Consider the following 18365-nt stretch of genomic DNA (forward strand, 5'->3'; position numbering starts at 1 on the left):
ACAAGCTTACGAGTAAGAAGTGCGGCGAATACAAGTAGCTCGGTTCTAGGAAACTTAAAAAATGGAGAAAAAGTAACAGTACTAGGAAAAGCAAACGGCTGGGCGAAAATAAGCTATCAAGGAAAAGAAGGGTATGTGTCGTTAGAGTTTATAACGATTGGTAAAGATTCCATAGATCCAACAACCCCTGGACAGGTAATAGAAGAACGAGCCGTTGTAAATGCGTCTTTATTAAATGTACGTAAAGGTCCATCAACAGGTGCGGCAGCTGTCGGTCATTTGAAAAATGGAGAGACTGTTACGATCATAGGAAAAGAAAATGGCTGGGCAAAAATCCGTTTTAATGGCGGAGAGGGTTATGTTTCGTTACAGTTCTTAAAAGTTAAACAAGGTTCGTCTTCTTATGAAATTGTTACCTCATCACAAAAGGTTCAAAAACCAAATGAAGCGGAAGCAACACAAATTATGCAGAATATGAAAGAAGATGCTTACATTAAAAGTGACGGTAAAGTTGTAAATATGAAGCAAGGTTTCGTTCGTGCAAATGGTGTTATTAATATTTATGATATTACGACGGGTAAAAAGCTCACATATGTAAAGGGTGGAGCTGACCTGAAATTTGTAAAAGCTGTTGATGATCGTATTCATGTCCAAATTGATGGTATGACAGGTTATGTGAATATAAATGATGTTACATTACATCCGACAATGACTGGTGAGAAAACGTCGTATTATGCGACTAAAAATGGCAAGTTATATCATTATGTATACAATCCGGAAAATGGTAAACATGCAACGTATCAAATTGGTAATGCTCCGAAACATTTAAAAGAAGGAGAGCGTTACGAGGCTTTTGATAAGAAGCAAATTGGAGGACAAGATAGTTATCAATACTTTGAGTATATGCCACTTCGTGCAACATCTACTTATACAGGAGATGAAATTGATAATTTCTTACGTAAATCGAATGCAAAGAGTCCACTTATTGGATTAGGAAAATATTTTGTAAGTGCAGCAGAGAAATATAAGATGAATGCTGGTTACTTAGTGTCACATGCAATTTTAGAATCAGGATGGGGAACAAGTCGTATCGCGCAAGATAAGAAAAATTTATTTGGCTTTAGAGCGGTAGATTCAGATCCATACAATGGTGCAACTGGATTCAAAACATGGGAAGAAGGTATTGATTTTTGTGCGGCATATATAGATAAGCATTACTTAAATCCAAGTGGAAATACATATAATGGTGGAAACTTAGGAGATAAGGCACAAGGAATGAACGTCATGTATGCAAGTGATGAAAATTGGGGACAGCAAATTGCCTCGCTTATGTATAGAATTGATGCAATGAATGGAAGTAAAGATTTAAATAAATATCGACTTGGAACGTTAACGGCAGGTTCTCCGATATTCAAAAGTATGGCTGAAGGTCAGACTGGAATGACATCTCGCAACATTATGGTAGCCATTAAGAAAACAGTTAATACACCACAAGGATCGTATTATGAAATTGTCTCGGATAATAAAGAATACAACAGTGTCTACGTAAAAGCTGGATCTGTAAATCTTGTGAACTCTTATTAAAGGAAAACATCATCATTTCAATGCAGAAAAGTGAAGTTCATAATGTTAGAGGAAGTGACAGTGTGAAAAAATATATCGCATTTGATATTGGTGGCACACAGATTAAATATGGGATTATTTCAAAATCTGGGATATTACTAAATCACGAAACTACATTAACAGAGGCCCATTTAGGTGGGGAACAAATCGTTCAAAAGATTATTAGCTTGGCGGTGCAATTAATGAATGAACATGTTGTTTCTGGAATCGGTATTAGTACAGCTGGAATTGTAGATATTCATAGAGGAATCATAACTGGCGGCGTGGATCATATTCCACGCTATGCTGGTATTCCTATTATTGATAGATTACAAGCTGTATTAAAAGTTCCTATATCCATTGAAAATGATGTCAATTGTGCTTTGTTTGGAGAGATGTGGCAAGGTGTTGGAAGAGATGAAAATAATTGTATTATGCTTACCCTTGGAACGGGAATAGGGGGAGCTATTGTTATTAATAAAAAACTGTACAGAGGTCATTCATTTAGTGCTGGTGAATGGGGCAATATGTTGATCGAAGGGAAACAATTTGAAGAGGTTGCCTCGATTTCAGGGTTAATTTCTCTTGTGCGGAAGTATAAAGGTAGCGGGAATTGGAACGGTGAAAAAATTTTTGAATTATATAATCAGAAGGATAAAGAAGTTATACATGCCGTTCGAATATTCTTTAAACATTTAGCCATTGGAATTAGTAATCTTGCTTATATCTTCAATCCAAAAGTAATTATTATTGGTGGAGGGATTACTAATAGAGGTAATCGATTTTTAGAAGAAGTAAAGGAAGAGGTACGAAAATATTTAAATCCTAAGATTTATAGTAATTGCGAGATTAAAATCGCACAAAATCGTAATCACGCAGGAATGATTGGTTCGATTTACCACTTCTTACATCAATATAAATAAATGATATAGGTGTTTTCATATAATTGAGAATTTATTCTTTTTCTCAATAGATAAATAATGCTACAATATAAGGGAAGAATACAATATTTTCCGCCTTGGAAAATGCTTTGTAGAAAGGAAGAAACTGCATGCCTATTATTTTAGAAAAAGGTCAAAAGATCGATTTAACGAAAGGACAACCGAAAGTAGCGAAACTACAGGTTGGCTTAGGCTGGGATCCAATTGGGCAATCAGGTGGGTTTCTGTCTTCATTATTTGGAAGTAAACCAAATGTAGATTGTGATGCATCTGTTGTTATGTTAGAAGGGGATCGCTTTTTAAACAAAAACGATTTAGTTTACTTCGGAAACAAGCTTTCTACTTGTGGTAGTATTATTCATTCAGGAGATAATTTAACAGGTGAAGGCGCTGGTGATGACGAAACAATTTTCGTAGAATTACATAAAGTTCCGAGCCGTATTAATCGTTTAGTATTCGTTGTAAATATTTATGACTGTGTAAATCGTCGTCAAGATTTCGGGATGATTCGTAATGCATATATTCGAATTCAAAACCCGCAAACTGGTGAAGAATTAGCACGCTATAATTTATCGGATAATTATGCTGGCAAAACGACTCTAATTGCAGGTGAAATGTATCGTCACGAAAGTGAATGGAAGTTTTCAGCTGTTGGAGAAGGCACACAAGATAAAAACTTAAGTGAGATTGTATCACGTTATCAATAAAATAAACCGAGGAGGAATTGAATATGGCATCAATTTCATTGAAAAAAGGACAAAAGGTAGACTTAACAAAAACGAATCCAGGTCTTTCAAAAGTTCTTGTAGGACTTGGTTGGGATACGAATCGTTATGACGGACAAAACGATTTCGATTTAGATGTTAGTATTTTCTTAGTAGGTGCTAACGGTAAAGTTTCAGGTGCAGAGGATTTTGTCTTCTATAATAACCCAAAAGGTGCGAATGGTGCTGTTGAGCATTTAGGAGATAACCGAACTGGTGAAGGAGAAGGCGATGACGAATCAATTAAAATAGATTTAAAAAATGTACCTGCACATATTGAACGTATTTGCTTCACAATTACAATTTACGATGGAGAAGGACGTAGCCAAAACTTCGGACAAGTTTCTAACTCTTTCGTACGTATTTTAGATGAAGAAAAGAATGCAGAGCTAATTCGTTACGATTTAGGAGAAGATTTCTCTATTGAAACAGCTGTTGTAGTAGGGGAATTATACCGTCATGCAGGTGACTGGAAGTTTAATGCAATCGGAAGTGGATTCCAAGGTGGATTAGCATCTCTATGTAACAATTTCGGTTTAGATGTAGAGTAATAGCTTCGTATATCTATCGGTGAAACAGATATTTACTGATGGATATATTTTTTAAGATTAAAATATAGAGGTGAATATAAATGGTTATTCAATTACAAAAAGGACAGAAGATTGATTTAGGTAAGACAAGTCCTGGTTTAACAAAAGCGGTAATTGGTCTTGGCTGGGATATTAAATCTTACGACGGTGGATCAGATTTCGATTTAGATGCATCTGCCTTTTTATTAGATGAGAACGGAAAATGTACGAAAGAAACTGATTTTATCTTCTATAACAATTTACAGTCTCCTTGTGGATCTGTTCTACATACAGGAGATAACCGTACAGGTGAAGGAGAAGGCGACGATGAGCAACTTGTTGTGGACTTAAAGAAAGTTCCAGCAGATGTGCACAAAATTGCTATTACAGTTACGATTTATGATGCAGAAGGCCGTAGTCAAAACTTTGGACAAGTAGGAAATGCGTTCGTTCGTCTAGCAAATGAAGAGACGAATGAAGAAGTTCTTCGTTTTGATTTAGGGGAAGACTTCTCCATCGAAACAGCGGTTGTATTTTGTGAATTATACCGTCATAATGGACAGTGGAAGTTTAATGCAGTAGGAAGCGGTTTCCAAGGTGGCCTAGGTGCGCTTGTAAGAGCGTATGGCTTGGATGCATAGAAAGGAAACGATATTCGTTTCCTTTTTTTGACCTTTCTATAAATCTAGCAAAGAATAGGGGATAAAGGTAAGATGAGTATTTTGCAAGGAATCCTTGATACGTATGCTCAGTTTTTCGACTTGGACATGTGGATTAAAGTGTTGCAAGATCCAGTATCTTGGGGATTAATAGGTACACTTGTTGTACTTGAAGGTTTGTTATCTGCTGATAATGCACTTGTATTAGCGGTAATGGTAAAACACCTTCCGGAAGAAAAACGTAAAAAGGCATTATTCTATGGACTTATTGGAGCTTATGTATTCCGATTTATTGCGATTGGAATTGGAATGTTCTTAATTAAATTAGCGTGGGTAAAAGTGTTAGGTGCACTTTACTTAGCTTGGCTTTCAGTTAAATACTTCATTGATAAAAGAAAAGGTAATGCAGAAGAAGAGGAAGCTCATGGTATGAACCAAAACAGTATTCTCTTCAGAATATTTGGTGTCTTCTGGGGAACAGTTGCGATGGTTGAATTAATGGATATCGCGTTCTCTGTAGATAGCGTACTTGCTGCATTTGGTGTATCAAATGAAGTTTGGATTCTATTATTAGGTGGAATGCTCGGTATTTTAATGATGCGTGGTATCGCTGGTGTATTCTTAAAATTGTTAGAGCGTATTCCAGAACTTGAAACGACAGCATATATTTTAATCTTAATTATTGCAGTAAAAATGTTACTGTCTGTTATTCATATTGAAATAAGTCATATGCTATTCTTTATCATTTTAGTTGTAGCATTTGGAGCAACATTTATACTTCACTACATGAAGAATTCTGGACAAGCTAAAGAAGAAGTTGCAGCTACTAAAGAAGACAATAAATAATTGAAATGGGTTTGCTCGTTTTACGAGCGCCCATTTTTTATAACCAAAAATAGTTTATAATAGAAGAAAGACTTAGAAAAAACGTAAATGTTTTTGGAGGTGAACTGTTATGTTTTCACGTTTTACACTTCAACCATATGGATTAAAAGATGAATCAGATTTAAAGCAATTTGAAACACTTTTAGAAAAACGCCCACAGTATGAACTGACAGAGAATGAGATGAAATTTAGTTATATAGCATGTCGAATCCTTGGCGTTCCTAATGATGTAGATGAATATTTTAATGAGCTATTTGATTATAGTGAAGCAAAAGGAATCGAAGTTTTACACGAACAAAATTTAAACAAAGTGATTGATTCGGAAAAGCTTCGTCATATTCAAGAAGTGTTCGGATTACATCAAGAAGCACCAAACGGTCTGACAGTAAATAGGCTAGTGGCACACTTATCTGGGAAACAACTTTTACCGAAAGTAGACAATCCTGACTTGCAGCATTATATACATACGACGTTTATTTCTGTATTGAAATTGTATGAGAAACAACATAACCAATCGTTAAAAACAGAGGGATTCCGTCGTTTCTTAATTGATATAATTAAATTAAGTGAAAATTACGTAGCGAAGTGGTTTTCTACGGTTAATTATAAGAAACAAATGCCGCGTATCGTTTGGTACGGTGATGCGACGGAAAGCCGTATATATTTCTTATACTTCCTTATTATGCTCGGCTGTGATGTACTTTATTATCATCCAGAAGGAAAAGATGGATTTGAGAATGTTGATGAGGAAGGAAGAAGTTTTGTTGTGTCTCATTCAGGTCGCATTTCTCTTGAGCCATTTCCAGATCGCCGCCGCGAACGTGTTGCAACAGTAGCGTATCAAGCTTCAAAAGAAATTGAGCAAGTACTTCACCACGATAATTCACTGCTGTACAAGCCGTGGCAATTCCGTTCGTATACGCCTGTAGCTCGTACGCTCAAAACAACGTATGATGAACTCTTTTTAATTACGAAAGAAAAGGCATTTGTACGCCCGACATTCTTTGTTGAGAATAAACACATTTATATCCCTTCTTTATTTGCGAAAATATCAGGTGTTTCAAAAAATGATAAAGAGTATTTTCAGCGATTAAAGGCTGTTACATCATTTGATAACAGTTTATTAATTAATACATTCCCGTTTACAAAAGAACAAAAAGCAAATTTCCAATATCATTACCGAGATGCTTTAGACCGCGGGGGGAAATTACATCCAGATTTAATTATGAACAGTCATTGGTGGCCACATAAACGATTGCCAGAAGGATTACAACATGGTATTGCAGAGGCGATCATTCATGCGTGCGAAAGTGAAATGTGTAAACCAATTGCAAAAGAGACGAAACAAGATGTAGCGCTATATGTTTTCGCACAACTTTCTCAAATACCACCGAACATTTTAGAACAGCTTGAGAAATTTGATTATTCACAAGACGTACCGAAAATTGTTATATTTAATAATGAGAAGAGTGGAGAATTAACTCGTTCTGATGCTGTTTTATTACTATTTTTAAATCAAATAGGAGTAGATGTATTCCACTTCAATCCAACGGGACGAAATGATATTGAACCGTATATTGATGCAGCAGCATTTGATTCACATTGGCTTGAAGAAGTTAATTTCGATCTTGAGTTTCATGGTTCATCAGCCTATAAAAATTTATCACAAACAATAAAAGGACTATTTCGTCCATTTTTATAAGGAAAGGGAGAATACCATATGAATAACCCAGTCGTACTAGATTCGAAAACAGAATTAAATGAGCAAACAGCACAAGATGTTCGCTTGCAACTTAGACAAGATGCAGATGTGCAACGTATTTATAATGCGGTAGATATTAAGGATCAGTTAGAATTAATCGAGCTTGGAAAAGAACCCTCTATGGAAATTTCACGTTTTGCTGATCAAATCTTACATACAATGTCTTTATCAAAAATAGAAGACTCTGGAGAATTATTAAAACAGCTTGGTAAAATTATGGACAGATTCGATAGCAAAGACTTTGCGGAAGAGAAAAGCGGTTTCTTCTCACGTATGTTCAAAAAAGCGGATAAAATGATTGAACAAATCTTTAGCAAGTACCAAACGATGGGCCGCGAAATGGATAAAGTATACGTAGAAATTACAAAGTATCAAGATGAAATGAAAAAATCAATTGGTACGTTAGACGGTTTATATGAGCAAAACTTAAAATATTATTTAGACTTAGAAAAATACGTAGTAGCAGGAGAAATGTTATTAGAGCGTTTAAATACAGAGCTAGTTCCGATGTATGAAGAGCGTGTACGTAACAATGACCAATTAGCAGGTATTGAATTAGAGTCGCTTAAAAACTCTGTTGAAATTTTAGAGCAGCGTATTGATGATTTAGAGAAAGCACGTATGGTTGCGCTACTTACAGCACCACAAATTCGTATGGTTCAACGTGGTAACAATAAATTAATCGGTAAAATTAATACAGCATTTATTACAACGATTCCTATCTTTAAAAATGGTATCATTCAGGCGGTAAATGCGAAGCGTCAAAAGCTTGTTGCAGATTCTATGGCTGAACTGGACCGCCGTACAAATGAATTACTTAAGAAGAATGCACAAAATATCGCAACGCAAAGTGTGGAAGTAGCGAGATTATCGGGTTCTTCTAGTATTAAGATGGAAACACTTGAGGAAACTTGGAACATTATTTCAAGAGGTATGCAAGAAACACAACAAATTGAAGAACAAAATAAACGTGAGCGAGAAGAAAGCCGCAAACGTATGGCTACATTAACAGAGAACATAAAAAAAGAATTACAAGGATAAATGAAAAGGCAATGAGGAGCAGTCCTCATTGCCTTTTAGCTTCTCTTCACTAATTTAATGATCTCATTCACAACAAGCGGGATGATACTTAATAAGAGAACAAATCCCCAATCTCGCATCGTTAATGCATGCACACCGAATATATTTGCAAGAGGTGGGATGGAGATGATACAAACTTGCATAAGAGCACCGATAAGAAGGGAGAATACTAAACATTTATTTGTAAAAATCCCAATTGAAAAAATGGATTTCGTTCTTGAACGCAAGTTAAATGAATGAACGAGCTGAGAAAAACTAAGAACGACAAATGCCATCGTTTGAGCATGTAATAGAGCATCCTCATCAATTCGCTCTGGGAAAAGAGGGAATAAATTTGTATCTCCGGTATAGAATTTTGCTCCGGCGATAAAGGCTATTAGCGTTAACAGTCCAATGACAATCCCATTGAAAATAAGAAAAGGAACGCTACCACTAAATAAACTTTCTTTCGCATGTCGTGGTTTTTCCTTCATCACATCTGGATCTTCAGGATCACCCCCAAGTGACAATGCAGGCAGTGTATCTGTAATTAAATTCACCCACAAAATGTGAATAGGTCGTAGTGGTGTTGCCCAGCCGAGTAAAATGGCTAGAAATAGAGCGATAATTTCTCCGAAGTTACAAGAGAGTAAGAAGAGGATTGATTTTTTTATGTTACGATAAATATTTCTACCTTCCTCAACAGCTTTCACGATAGATGAGAAATTATCATCTGTTAACACGACATCCGCTGCCCCTTTTGCAACGTCTGTTCCTGTAATGCCCATCGCCACACCAACATCTGCTTGTTTTAAAGATGGAGCGTCATTGACGCCATCACCAGTCATAGAAACGATATTTCCTTTTGCACGTAATGCTTTTACGATCTTTACTTTATGTTCTGGAGAGACCCTAGCGAATACATGTAAGTGATCAATTTTGCTTGCTAGTTCTGTATCTGAAATGTTATCTAATTCAGTTCCAATCATAATTTCAGATATTTCTGTAGCAATGCCAAGTTCTTTGGCGATTGCAAAAGCGGTATCTTTATGGTCACCAGTAATCATAACTGTGCGAATACCGGCTTTTTTACATTCCGTAATTGAATCTTTTACTTCAGTTCGCGGTGGATCAATCATACCGACAAGACCGATAAAGATGAGGTTTTCCTCGAGATGATTTATATCCACAGCGTTTAAATTGTATTGTTTAAATGCGAATGAAAGTACTCTTAAAGCTTCTCGAGACATTGCCTCGGCAGCTTCTAATATTTGATTTTTAGCAGGCTCTGTTAGACCCTCTATTTTACCGTTTTTAAATATGTGGGTACATCTAGGTAAGAGCTTATCGATAGCACCTTTCGTCATGCTATAGTAGCTTTTATCGTATGTATGCACGGTTGACATCATTTTACGATCTGAATCGAAAGGCAACTCGTTAACACGCTCATGTATCTTTTCTAAATGATCTTTTTGCATATTAAAAGTGCTTCCAGCAACGAGAAGAGCGATTTCAGTCGGGTCTCCGGTTTGTGATTCGTTATTGTAAGACGCATCGTTACATAGCACCATATTCTCTAACAATAGACGTTGCACATCGTTATTTACATTTAAATTTTCTAAGTGATCGTATGTGTTATCGCTATAAAAGTGAGTAACGGTCATTTTATTTTGTGTTAACGTACCTGTTTTATCTGAGCAAATAATTGTGACAGAACCGAGTGCTTCAACAGCTGGTAGTTTCCGAATGATAACGTTTTGTTTAATCATGCGCTGGACGCCAATTGCAAGAACGATGGAAACGATAGCTGGCAAGCCTTCTGGAATAGCTGCAACGGCTAAACTAATAGCAGTCATAAACATTTCTAACGTATCCCGGCCTTGTAAAAAGCCGATGAAAAACATAACGATACAAATAGCTACAGCGACAAAGCCTAAATACTTTCCGACTTGTGCCAAGCTTTTTTGGAGTGGTGTCATATCATCGTCTGCTTCATGTAAAAGGGTAGCAATCTTGCCAATTTGTGAGTTCATGCCAGTTTCAACAGCAACACCGACGCCTCGGCCATATGTTACAAGAGTAGACATAAAGGCCATGTTTTTTTGATCGCCTAATGGTACTTGCTCATCACTTTGCATGGAAGGGTGGTAGATTGCATCTTTATCAACGGGGACGGATTCACCAGTTAGAGCAGATTCTTCAACTTTTAAATTTGCGGTCTCGATAAGTCGTAAATCGCATGGGATATATCGACCAGCGTCGAGCATAACGATATCACCGGGAACGACGTGCTCAGATGGAATTTCTTTTAGTTCACCATTTCGCTTGACGATTGCTTTAGGGGTCGCCATCTTTTTCAATGCCTCTAAAGCTTGTTCTGCTTTTGATTCTTGGACGACACCAATAACAGCGTTTAAAACTACAACGAGCGCGATAATACTTGCATCAGCCCATTCACCTACAAAGGCTGAAATAAGAGCAGCAATAATAAGGACATATACGAGGACATCATTAATTTGGGCGAAAATCCGCTGCCATAACGTGCGTTTTTGTTTTGTAGCTAATTCATTAGAGCCGTATTGCTTTAAACGTTCATTTACGATTTCATCTGTTAAACCGTGTTGTTCGTTTGTTTCTAGATCAATTAGCGTTTGATCTTTCGTCTTACTGTACCAATTGCTCATAAGTAAGCACCTCCAGTAAAAACAGTTAGCAATGGTAGTGTTGCTATTATTTGTGAGTAGTATGTATGGAGAAAAAATCTAAGGTGAGGTTCTACTTCTATTGTACAATATTTTACAGTTGGTTGAGGGAAAGAGAAGAGTTGTCATGAATTTGTTGGAAATAAAAAAGAGCCTCATAAGTGAGGCTTTTTACTTTTTAATTAATGTACCTAATTCTTCTGTAATAGCTTGCATTTCACTAATGCTGAATGTTTCACGTTTCATAACATGCTCATAAATGTCACGTAAGTCTTCGTACATTTCTTCATTAAAGCTAGCAGCTCTCATCGCTCCAGCATTAACCATACGTAGTTTTTCTTTAATAGCTTCGACCATATATTCAACGTTTTCTTCTGACTTTACGGATAAATCCACCGAAGTGTCCCCCTTTAAAATAACATAAGGCTATCTTAACATTTTTTATCATTTTCGTTAATGAATCTTTTCAATCCTATTAAATTAGTAGGGATTTCCTTTATATTTAATAATTGGTTGTTTATACTATAAGTATATATTAAGAAATGCACCAAGAAGGGAAGAAACAAAAATATGGTTCAAGTATTGTTTGTTTGTCTTGGGAACATTTGCCGTTCTCCGATGGCAGAAGCGATTTTTCGAGATCTTGTCGTAAAAGAGGGACTCGAAGAGAAAATTGTCATTGATTCTGCAGGAACTGGAGATTGGCATGTTGGCCATCCGCCACATAAAGGAACACAAAAAATTTTAAAAGAAAATGCAGTCACTTTTGAAGGAATTAAAGCAAGGCAAGTAGAAAAAGAAGACTTAACAAAGTTTGATTATATTATTGCCATGGACAACAAGAATATAGCAGATTTAAAAAGTTTAGGTAAAACTGGAGGCTATATTGGTAGACTGTCCGATTTTGTTCCAGACGGTGGCTGGACAGACGTTCCCGACCCTTACTATACAGGGAATTTCCAAGAAGTATATGACCTTGTAACAGAAGGGTGTGCAAAGCTATTAGCTTTCATTCGAAATGAACAAGGAATATGAGGAAGCTTAGAAAGAAATACTTTCTAACATAAGAAATGAAAGGGTGAAGGAATATGGCAAAGAAAAATAATATTGCTCGAAATATTGCGATTGGTGTAGCTGCAGGTGTAGCTGTATCTATGTTGAAGAAGGAAAACCGTGAAAAAGTAAAAAATACTGCGGAAAAAGCAAAAACAAAGATGATTGAAATCGGTGAAAATGCAAAAATCAAAGAAAAAGTGCAAACTGTTACAGATAAAGGGCGCGAACTCGCTGACTTCAATGTAGTAAAAGCGAAAGTAGCAGAAATTAAAAAATTGACGCCGTCTGTTGTAGAGACGTTAAAAGAAACGAAAGAAATTTTTAGTAAGAAAAAGGTTGAGCCAGCAGAGAAGCCAGAAACAATTGAAATTCAAGCTGTATCTACAAAGGTAGATGAGCTGAAAGCAGAGGAAGAGCCAATAGTTGCTGAAGATGGCGGTATGAAGGAAGCGCGTGAACTATTTATGAAAGACTCAAATGCAGAGGAAAAAAAAACTGAAGCGTACATTGAGTTGAAGCAAGATAAAGAAGAGAAGAAAAGCGTTTAAACATATATGAGAAAAATTTTAGAAAAGGTGAGAAGAAATCGTACTTATTCGTTTGGTAAGGATTTGTATGACCGGACGATGCGCGATGATGTAGCGGGCTTGGCAGCACAGCTCGCTTATTTCTTCTTGCTTGCGATTTTTCCTGGGCTTGTTTTCTTAATTACGCTTCTTGGATTCATTGACCTTCAAACAGAAAGTGTGCTCAAATTATTAGAACCGTACGTACCGGAAGATGCGATGTCCTTAATTGAAGTAAACGTTGATAAAGTTGTAAATGAACAAAATGGTGGTTTATTATCATTTGGTTTATTATCGATGCTATGGTTTGCTTCAAACGGGGTAAATGCAGTTATGAATGCTTTTAACCGTGCGTATGATGTAACAGAAACACGTTCTTTTATTAAAACGAGAGCTTTATCCATTTTGTTTACGTTAGCTATTATTTTTATGATTGTGTTTGCGCTAATTGTTCCAGTGTTCGGACAAGTCATTGGGGCAGCTGTATTTAAAGCAATTGGTTTATCAGATAGTTTTTCTTACGTGTGGAGCATTACGCGGTTAGTAGCAAGTTTCTTCGTTTTATTCGCATTGTTTAGTTTTTTATATACATTTGCACCAGATCGAAAGTTAAAAAGAAGAGAAGTCATTTCAGGAGCAACATTTGCTACTGTAGGATGGATTGTGGTATCGTACTCATTTGCTTATTATGTAGATAAGTTTGCGAATTACGCCAATACATACGGTGGTCTCGGTGGTATTATTATTCTAATGTTATGGTTTTACTTAACTGGATGGGTAATTTTACTTGGCGGTGAAATTAATGGCTTACTCCATCATTATAGAACGGGTGACAATAATTCCCGTAATGAAAAGTGATCTCTTGTTCCATAATAAAAGGGAACAGGGGGGATATTTCATGAGTAATAATAAAAAGAACCACAACAATAAAAATAACAATAAACAAAAGAGCAGTTCGCATCCAAAGCATAAAACGAGTAGTAGTGCGAACGGGCATAATAGCTATCATTAGAAAAAAACGGGTCCCTCATAGAGGACCCGTTTTTATTAGTTTCCTTTTAATAATCGTAAGCCATTCAAAATGACAAGAATCGTACTTCCTTCATGTCCAATAACACCGAACGGAAGAGCTAAAAATTGCAAGAAGTTTGAACAAATTAGCATTGCAATTACAGCTAGTGAAAAGATTACGTTTTGCTTTACAATACGGTTCATTCGTTTTGATAAGCGGATTGCTTGGGAAAGTCGAGATAATTCGTTTTTCATCAGTACAACGTCTGCAGTTTCTAAAGCTACGTCTGTTCCTTCACCCATCGCTACACCAATGCTAGCGGTAGCGAGTGCAGGGGCATCATTAATACCATCTCCGACCATTGCTACTGTCCCGTATTTTTCTTTTAGCTTCTTAATCGTTTCAACTTTTGTTTCTGGTAAGCATGATGCGTAATATTCCTTTATATTACTTTCAGAGGCAATTGCTTTTGCCGTTTCTTCATTATCACCAGTAATCATAATTGCTTCGACACCAATGCTTTGTAATTCGCGAATAGCAGCTATTGTTTCTTGGCGAAGTGTATCTTTTAAAGCGATAAGTCCAAGGATGCCATCCTCATCACGAATATAAACGACAGTTTTACCTTCTTTTTCAAGTGAGGCAGAAATACCATTATGAAATGTCTTTGTTTCTTCACCGATAAAATCAGCTTTACCTATTTTATAAGCTTTGTTTTCGAGTATTCCTTTTAGCCCAAAACCAGTTACATCTTCAACATTTTCTGGTTTTTGTAATGTAATGTCATGCGCATGTTGTGCATATTTAACAATAGATTCAGCTAAAGGGTGTGTAGAGTGACTTTCAATTGCCGCTGTAATAGAAAGTACTTCTTTTTCTGTCAGATTTTCTCGGACATATACATCTGTTACGGTAGGTTTTCCTTGTGTTAATGTACCTGTTTTATCAAAAGCGATTGCTTTTACTGAAGCGAGGCGTTCTAAATGTATGCCGCCTTTAAAGAGAATTCCATTTCTTGCTCCGTTAGAAATGGCAGATAACGTTGCTGGCGTAATGGCAGCAACGAGTGCACAAGGAGATGCGACTACAAGTAAGATCATAGCGCGATAAAACGTTTCATTCCAGCTCCAGTCCAGTAAGAAATGAGGAACGAACATCATAAGCGCAACAACGAGTAGTACACCTTTTACGTATGTTCCTTCAAACTTTTCGATGAATAGTTGTGATGGTGATTTTTCGCTTTGTGCACTTTGGACAAGACGGATAATCTTTTGGAATAATGTTTGATCGCTCGTCTTCGTAATTTTAACTTCGATAGCACCGCGTAAATTTACAGTACCGGCAAATACTTCATCACCGAATTTTTTCTCATTCGGAATAGGTTCTCCTGTAATAGCAGCTTCATCGATATTTGTTTCACCGTTATGAATTGTACCGTCAGCAGGAACGCGCTCACCTGGCTTAATTAAAATAATGTCGTTAATTTGTAATCGTCCTACAGGAACACGTTCTTCGGTTCCATTAGAAATACGTAGTGCTTCTTCAGGTTGTAAATCAAGAAGCGCTGAAATTTCTTTTTGACTTTTACTTAATGTATAAGATTCCATCGCACCGCTCAGTGCAAAGATAAAGATTAAAATCGCGCCTTCTGCCCAGTAGCCAATGATTGCAGCACCGATAGCAGCAAAGAGCATGAGCATTTCGACATTTAGCTCTTTCTCTTCAATTGTATCTTCAATACCTTCTTTCGCTTTTGCATATCCACCAATTATATAAGCAAGGATATAGCAGGTAATGCCTACATTCATTGCATCGTTCTTTGTGAATAACCAACCAGCTAAAATGAAAATACCAGATGCGATTGCAAAGATAAGTTCATAATGTTTCTTTAATGTATCCCATAAAGAGGGATGAGAAATAGACTTTTGTACTTGTAATGTTTTTACTTCTGAGTTCATTACTACTCGCTCCTTCCAAATTCTTATTGAGAAAAATAATCAAAATCGAAACCCCTATAAAACGACGAAAGCTGCCATCCATAATGGATAGCAGCATTTCTGTTGAATCTGTTTTTAACAGTTATTATGTTGTAATTATTCTATAGTATATCATATCTTTTTATAAGATGGCACAGTTTTGTTTCAAGTATAAACGGAAAACTTGTGTTTTCGCAATACCTTTGGTATATATGAATATTGTTCATAAAAAGATCGGAAAGGAAGACAACAAGTGAAGACAGAGAAATTTTTTACCCATCCGATTGGCGTATTGATTGCTGCAATAGTAGCGACTTTTTTATGGGGGAGCGCATTCCCTTTTATTAAATTAAGTTATGCTGAACTTGGAATTCAGCCACAAGAAGTTGGTGAGCAAATATTATTTGCTGGTTATCGTTTCTTTTTATCTGGAGTCATGCTCTTATTATTCTTTAAAGTGTTAGGAAAAGATATGGGCTTCAAAAAAGGAACGGGGAAGCAGTTAGTACAAATTGGTTTATTTCAAACATTTCTTCAATATATATGTTTTTATATTGGAATGAGTTATAGTTCGGGCATTGAAGGAGCTATTATTTCAGGAACATCATCATTCTTTCAAATTTTACTTGCTCACTTTTTATATAAAGATGACGCTCTCAATATGAGAAAAATAATTGGGGTCTCTATCGGCTTTTGTGGTGTCATTTTAGTAAATGTACCGAGTGATGGTAGTTTGTCATTCCATTTCGGAATCGGTAGCTTATTACTTCTTAGTGCAGCAATGTTGTATTCATATGGAAACATATTGGCGAAAGAAGGTAGCAAAACATTAGATGTTGGATATATGACAGCATACCAAATGATTTTTGGTTCTATCGGGCTATTATGTATAGGGGCTTTGCAAGTTGGAGTCATGCCATTTACATTTAGTGTACATGCAATACTTATGCTTATCTACTTATCTTTCTTATCCGCAGCAGGTTTTTGTATTTGGAATACGATTATGAAGTACAACAAAGTTGGAAAAGTATCAATGTACATGTTCTTTATACCCGTATTTGGTGTGTTATTATCGAGCATGATCTTAGGAGAAGCAATTCATTCATTTGTATTATTTGGTTTAGCGTGTGTAGCTGCGGGAATTATCGTGGTGAATCGTACGCCAGCTAAGCAGAAAATGGAGCAAGAAAAACAAGTAGCATAAATAACAGGAAAACGATTACAATGGAAGAACAGTACTGTTCTTCTTTTTTTTATAGAAAAAGGATAATAGACTAGGTATAACGAAAACAGATACAAAAAGCATTTATTGAGGAGAACATGTTATGAATCTACTTTACATGGTGTTAATTGGACAAATAATTCTTTTTTTAATTGGTGCAATGTACGCAATAGGACAGACAAAAAAGACAAGAAATAATAGGCCGCTACCTTTAGCGGTGCGTCTTATTCTTAGTTTTTCTTTAACAGCAAGTGCAATTTGGATATGGTTACAAGATCCATCAGTAGAGTATAGTACGTGGGTTGCACTAGGTATGACGTTATCAACTGTAGGAGATTTATTTATGGCAGGTTTGATTCCAATTGGTCACAGGTTAATTGGAGGGATGATTACTTTCGCGCTTGCACATTGTTTTTATGTAAAAGCATTTTTGCAAACAGGCATCTCATGGAATGGTTTTTGGATTGGTTTACTCGTATACGGACTTTTTCTCATTATAGGATGGTTCTTCTTTATCCGAAATGAGAAACAAGATAAATTGTTTACGATAGGAGCTCTAATTTACGGACTGTGGGTTGGAGGAATGGCTTGCTTTGCATTCGCCTTATACTATGAGAATACAGGAATATGGTGGATACCGGCTTTTGGTGGTTTACTATTTGTGATTTCTGATTTTATTATAGGCGTGACAGATATTGGAGGGCGCAAATTAAAGTATGAACCACTTTGGATTTGGTTTACATATGTAGCGGCTCAAATGTGTATTGTATATGTGGGAATATAAAAAGATACTCTCAAAATAGTAGATAGACTATTTTGAGGTTATCTTTTTTACTATTTTACTTCAGCCGATTTTTGAGATGGAGTTTTACTGCCGACACATAGTGAGATGAATATAAATTATATAAAATAAGAAGTTTATGGTGATTATTCCAAGTTTACAATATTCTAATTTTCAATTCAGAATTTTGTGGAAATTGAGTAGTTGAAGTCCTTATAATAAAAGTAAAAAGATGATGAGATGGTGGAATGATGCAAAAGAAAAAACGTTGGCGTGAATTCTTTGGAACAATTGCAATTGCATGTTTGTTGGTGTTTTTGGCAAAAATCTTTTTGTTTTTTCCTACGACTGTAAAAGGAGCGTCCATGAAGCCAACGTTACAAGATGGAGATAAGGTGATCGTTAATAAGTTGGCAAAGCAATTTGAAAGTTATGGGCGAGAAGATATTATTGTTGTGAAGACAGATAATTTTTATGTGAAAAGGGTTATTGGTTTGCCTGGTGATGTCATTGAGGTGAGAAATGATCAATTATATGTGAATCATGAAGTGATGCAGGAAGCGTATTTGTATAGTAATAAAAAACAAGCTGAAAAAAAACTTATGAATTTAACAGAGGACTTTGGACCGATTACAATTCCTAAAAATAAGATTTTTGTTATGGGAGATAATCGCTTAATAAGCAGAGATAGTAGAAATGGTTTAGGACTTATTGATAAAGCGGATGTATTAGGAGAATTAGCGGCAATTTATTATCCATTTGAACATATGAAAATAATGAATTAAAGTAAAAAACCAAGCAAATTTCGT

17 protein-coding genes are annotated in these 18365 nt (G+C 36.1%); 14 read left to right on the forward strand and 3 right to left on the reverse strand.

What is annotated here, in order from left to right; translation table 11 throughout:
- The 8 genes from MR115_RS21165 to MR115_RS21200 all read left to right on the forward strand — a co-directional run.
- Positions 1 to 1584: SH3 domain-containing protein (locus tag MR115_RS21165; protein ID WP_242242661.1), on the forward strand; the 1584-nt coding region annotated here is incomplete at its 5' end.
- A gap of 62 nt (positions 1585 to 1646) precedes the next feature.
- On the forward strand, positions 1647 to 2525 hold the full coding sequence (locus MR115_RS21170; protein ID WP_242242662.1) for an ROK family protein: 879 nt from the start codon (positions 1647 to 1649) through the stop codon (positions 2523 to 2525).
- Between the two features lie 128 nt (positions 2526 to 2653).
- Positions 2654 to 3250: a TerD family protein gene (locus MR115_RS21175; RefSeq protein WP_097819881.1), complete on the forward strand. Its 597-nt coding sequence runs from the start codon at positions 2654 to 2656 to the stop codon at positions 3248 to 3250.
- A 23-nt stretch (positions 3251 to 3273) separates the two neighbouring features.
- Positions 3274 to 3858: a TerD family protein gene (locus tag MR115_RS21180; RefSeq protein ID WP_061676703.1), complete on the forward strand. Its 585-nt coding sequence runs from the start codon at positions 3274 to 3276 to the stop codon at positions 3856 to 3858.
- An 80-nt stretch (positions 3859 to 3938) separates the two neighbouring features.
- Positions 3939 to 4517 (forward strand): TerD family protein, encoded by a 579-nt coding sequence (locus MR115_RS21185; RefSeq protein ID WP_242242663.1) that lies wholly within the window; start codon positions 3939 to 3941, stop codon positions 4515 to 4517.
- Between the two features lie 72 nt (positions 4518 to 4589).
- Positions 4590 to 5381 (forward strand): TerC family protein, encoded by a 792-nt coding sequence (locus tag MR115_RS21190; RefSeq protein WP_242242664.1) that lies wholly within the window; start codon positions 4590 to 4592, stop codon positions 5379 to 5381.
- Positions 5382 to 5490: 109 nt separating this feature from the next.
- Positions 5491 to 7122, forward strand: coding sequence for a YceG family protein (locus MR115_RS21195; protein ID WP_061676706.1), 1632 nt, complete (start codon positions 5491 to 5493; stop codon positions 7120 to 7122).
- Between the two features lie 18 nt (positions 7123 to 7140).
- Positions 7141 to 8223 (forward strand): toxic anion resistance protein, encoded by a 1083-nt coding sequence (locus MR115_RS21200; RefSeq protein WP_061676707.1) that lies wholly within the window; start codon positions 7141 to 7143, stop codon positions 8221 to 8223.
- Between the two features lie 35 nt (positions 8224 to 8258).
- Here the strand turns inward: MR115_RS21200 and MR115_RS21205 are convergent, their stop codons facing one another.
- Both MR115_RS21205 and MR115_RS21210 read right to left on the reverse strand, forming a co-directional pair.
- On the reverse strand, positions 8259 to 10925 hold the full coding sequence (locus MR115_RS21205) for a cation-translocating P-type ATPase (protein ID WP_242242665.1): 2667 nt from the start codon (positions 10923 to 10925) through the stop codon (positions 8259 to 8261).
- Between the two features lie 189 nt (positions 10926 to 11114).
- Positions 11115 to 11339: a DUF1128 domain-containing protein gene (locus MR115_RS21210; RefSeq protein ID WP_000366197.1), complete on the reverse strand. Its 225-nt coding sequence runs from the start codon at positions 11337 to 11339 to the stop codon at positions 11115 to 11117.
- Between the two features lie 174 nt (positions 11340 to 11513).
- Between MR115_RS21210 and MR115_RS21215 the strand changes: the two genes are divergently transcribed.
- From MR115_RS21215 to MR115_RS21225, 3 genes are read left to right on the forward strand one after another with little or no spacing between them, the layout of a single operon-like run.
- Positions 11514 to 11978, forward strand: a complete 465-nt coding sequence (locus MR115_RS21215; RefSeq protein WP_000250910.1) for a low molecular weight protein-tyrosine-phosphatase — start codon at positions 11514 to 11516, stop codon at positions 11976 to 11978.
- Positions 11979 to 12031: 53 nt separating this feature from the next.
- Positions 12032 to 12547, forward strand: coding sequence for a DUF4075 domain-containing protein (locus tag MR115_RS21220; protein ID WP_242242666.1), 516 nt, complete (start codon positions 12032 to 12034; stop codon positions 12545 to 12547).
- Between the two features lie 6 nt (positions 12548 to 12553).
- A complete protein-coding gene (locus MR115_RS21225) occupies positions 12554 to 13423 on the forward strand; it encodes a YihY/virulence factor BrkB family protein (protein ID WP_229133965.1) in 870 nt (289 codons plus the stop codon).
- A 189-nt stretch (positions 13424 to 13612) separates the two neighbouring features.
- Here the strand turns inward: MR115_RS21225 and MR115_RS21230 are convergent, their stop codons facing one another.
- Positions 13613 to 15535, reverse strand: a complete 1923-nt coding sequence (locus MR115_RS21230) for a heavy metal translocating P-type ATPase (RefSeq protein WP_242242667.1) — start codon at positions 15533 to 15535, stop codon at positions 13613 to 13615.
- 271 nt (positions 15536 to 15806) lie between these two features.
- Between MR115_RS21230 and MR115_RS21235 the strand changes: the two genes are divergently transcribed.
- From MR115_RS21235 to lepB, 3 genes are all read left to right on the forward strand, one after another.
- Positions 15807 to 16757, forward strand: a complete 951-nt coding sequence (locus tag MR115_RS21235; RefSeq protein ID WP_242242668.1) for a DMT family transporter — start codon at positions 15807 to 15809, stop codon at positions 16755 to 16757.
- A 121-nt stretch (positions 16758 to 16878) separates the two neighbouring features.
- Entirely contained in the window at positions 16879 to 17559 is a 681-nt protein-coding gene (locus tag MR115_RS21240; RefSeq protein ID WP_242242669.1) for a lysoplasmalogenase, read from the forward strand.
- 245 nt (positions 17560 to 17804) lie between these two features.
- Complete coding sequence (gene lepB, locus MR115_RS21245; RefSeq protein WP_242242670.1) at positions 17805 to 18341, forward strand: signal peptidase I; 537 nt, start codon at positions 17805 to 17807, stop codon at positions 18339 to 18341.
- Positions 18342 to 18365 lie beyond the last annotated feature (24 nt).

It is taken from the genome of Bacillus cereus group sp. BfR-BA-01309 (assembly GCF_022664315.1).
GTDB lineage: Bacteria > Bacillota > Bacilli > Bacillales > Bacillaceae_G > Bacillus_A > Bacillus_A mobilis.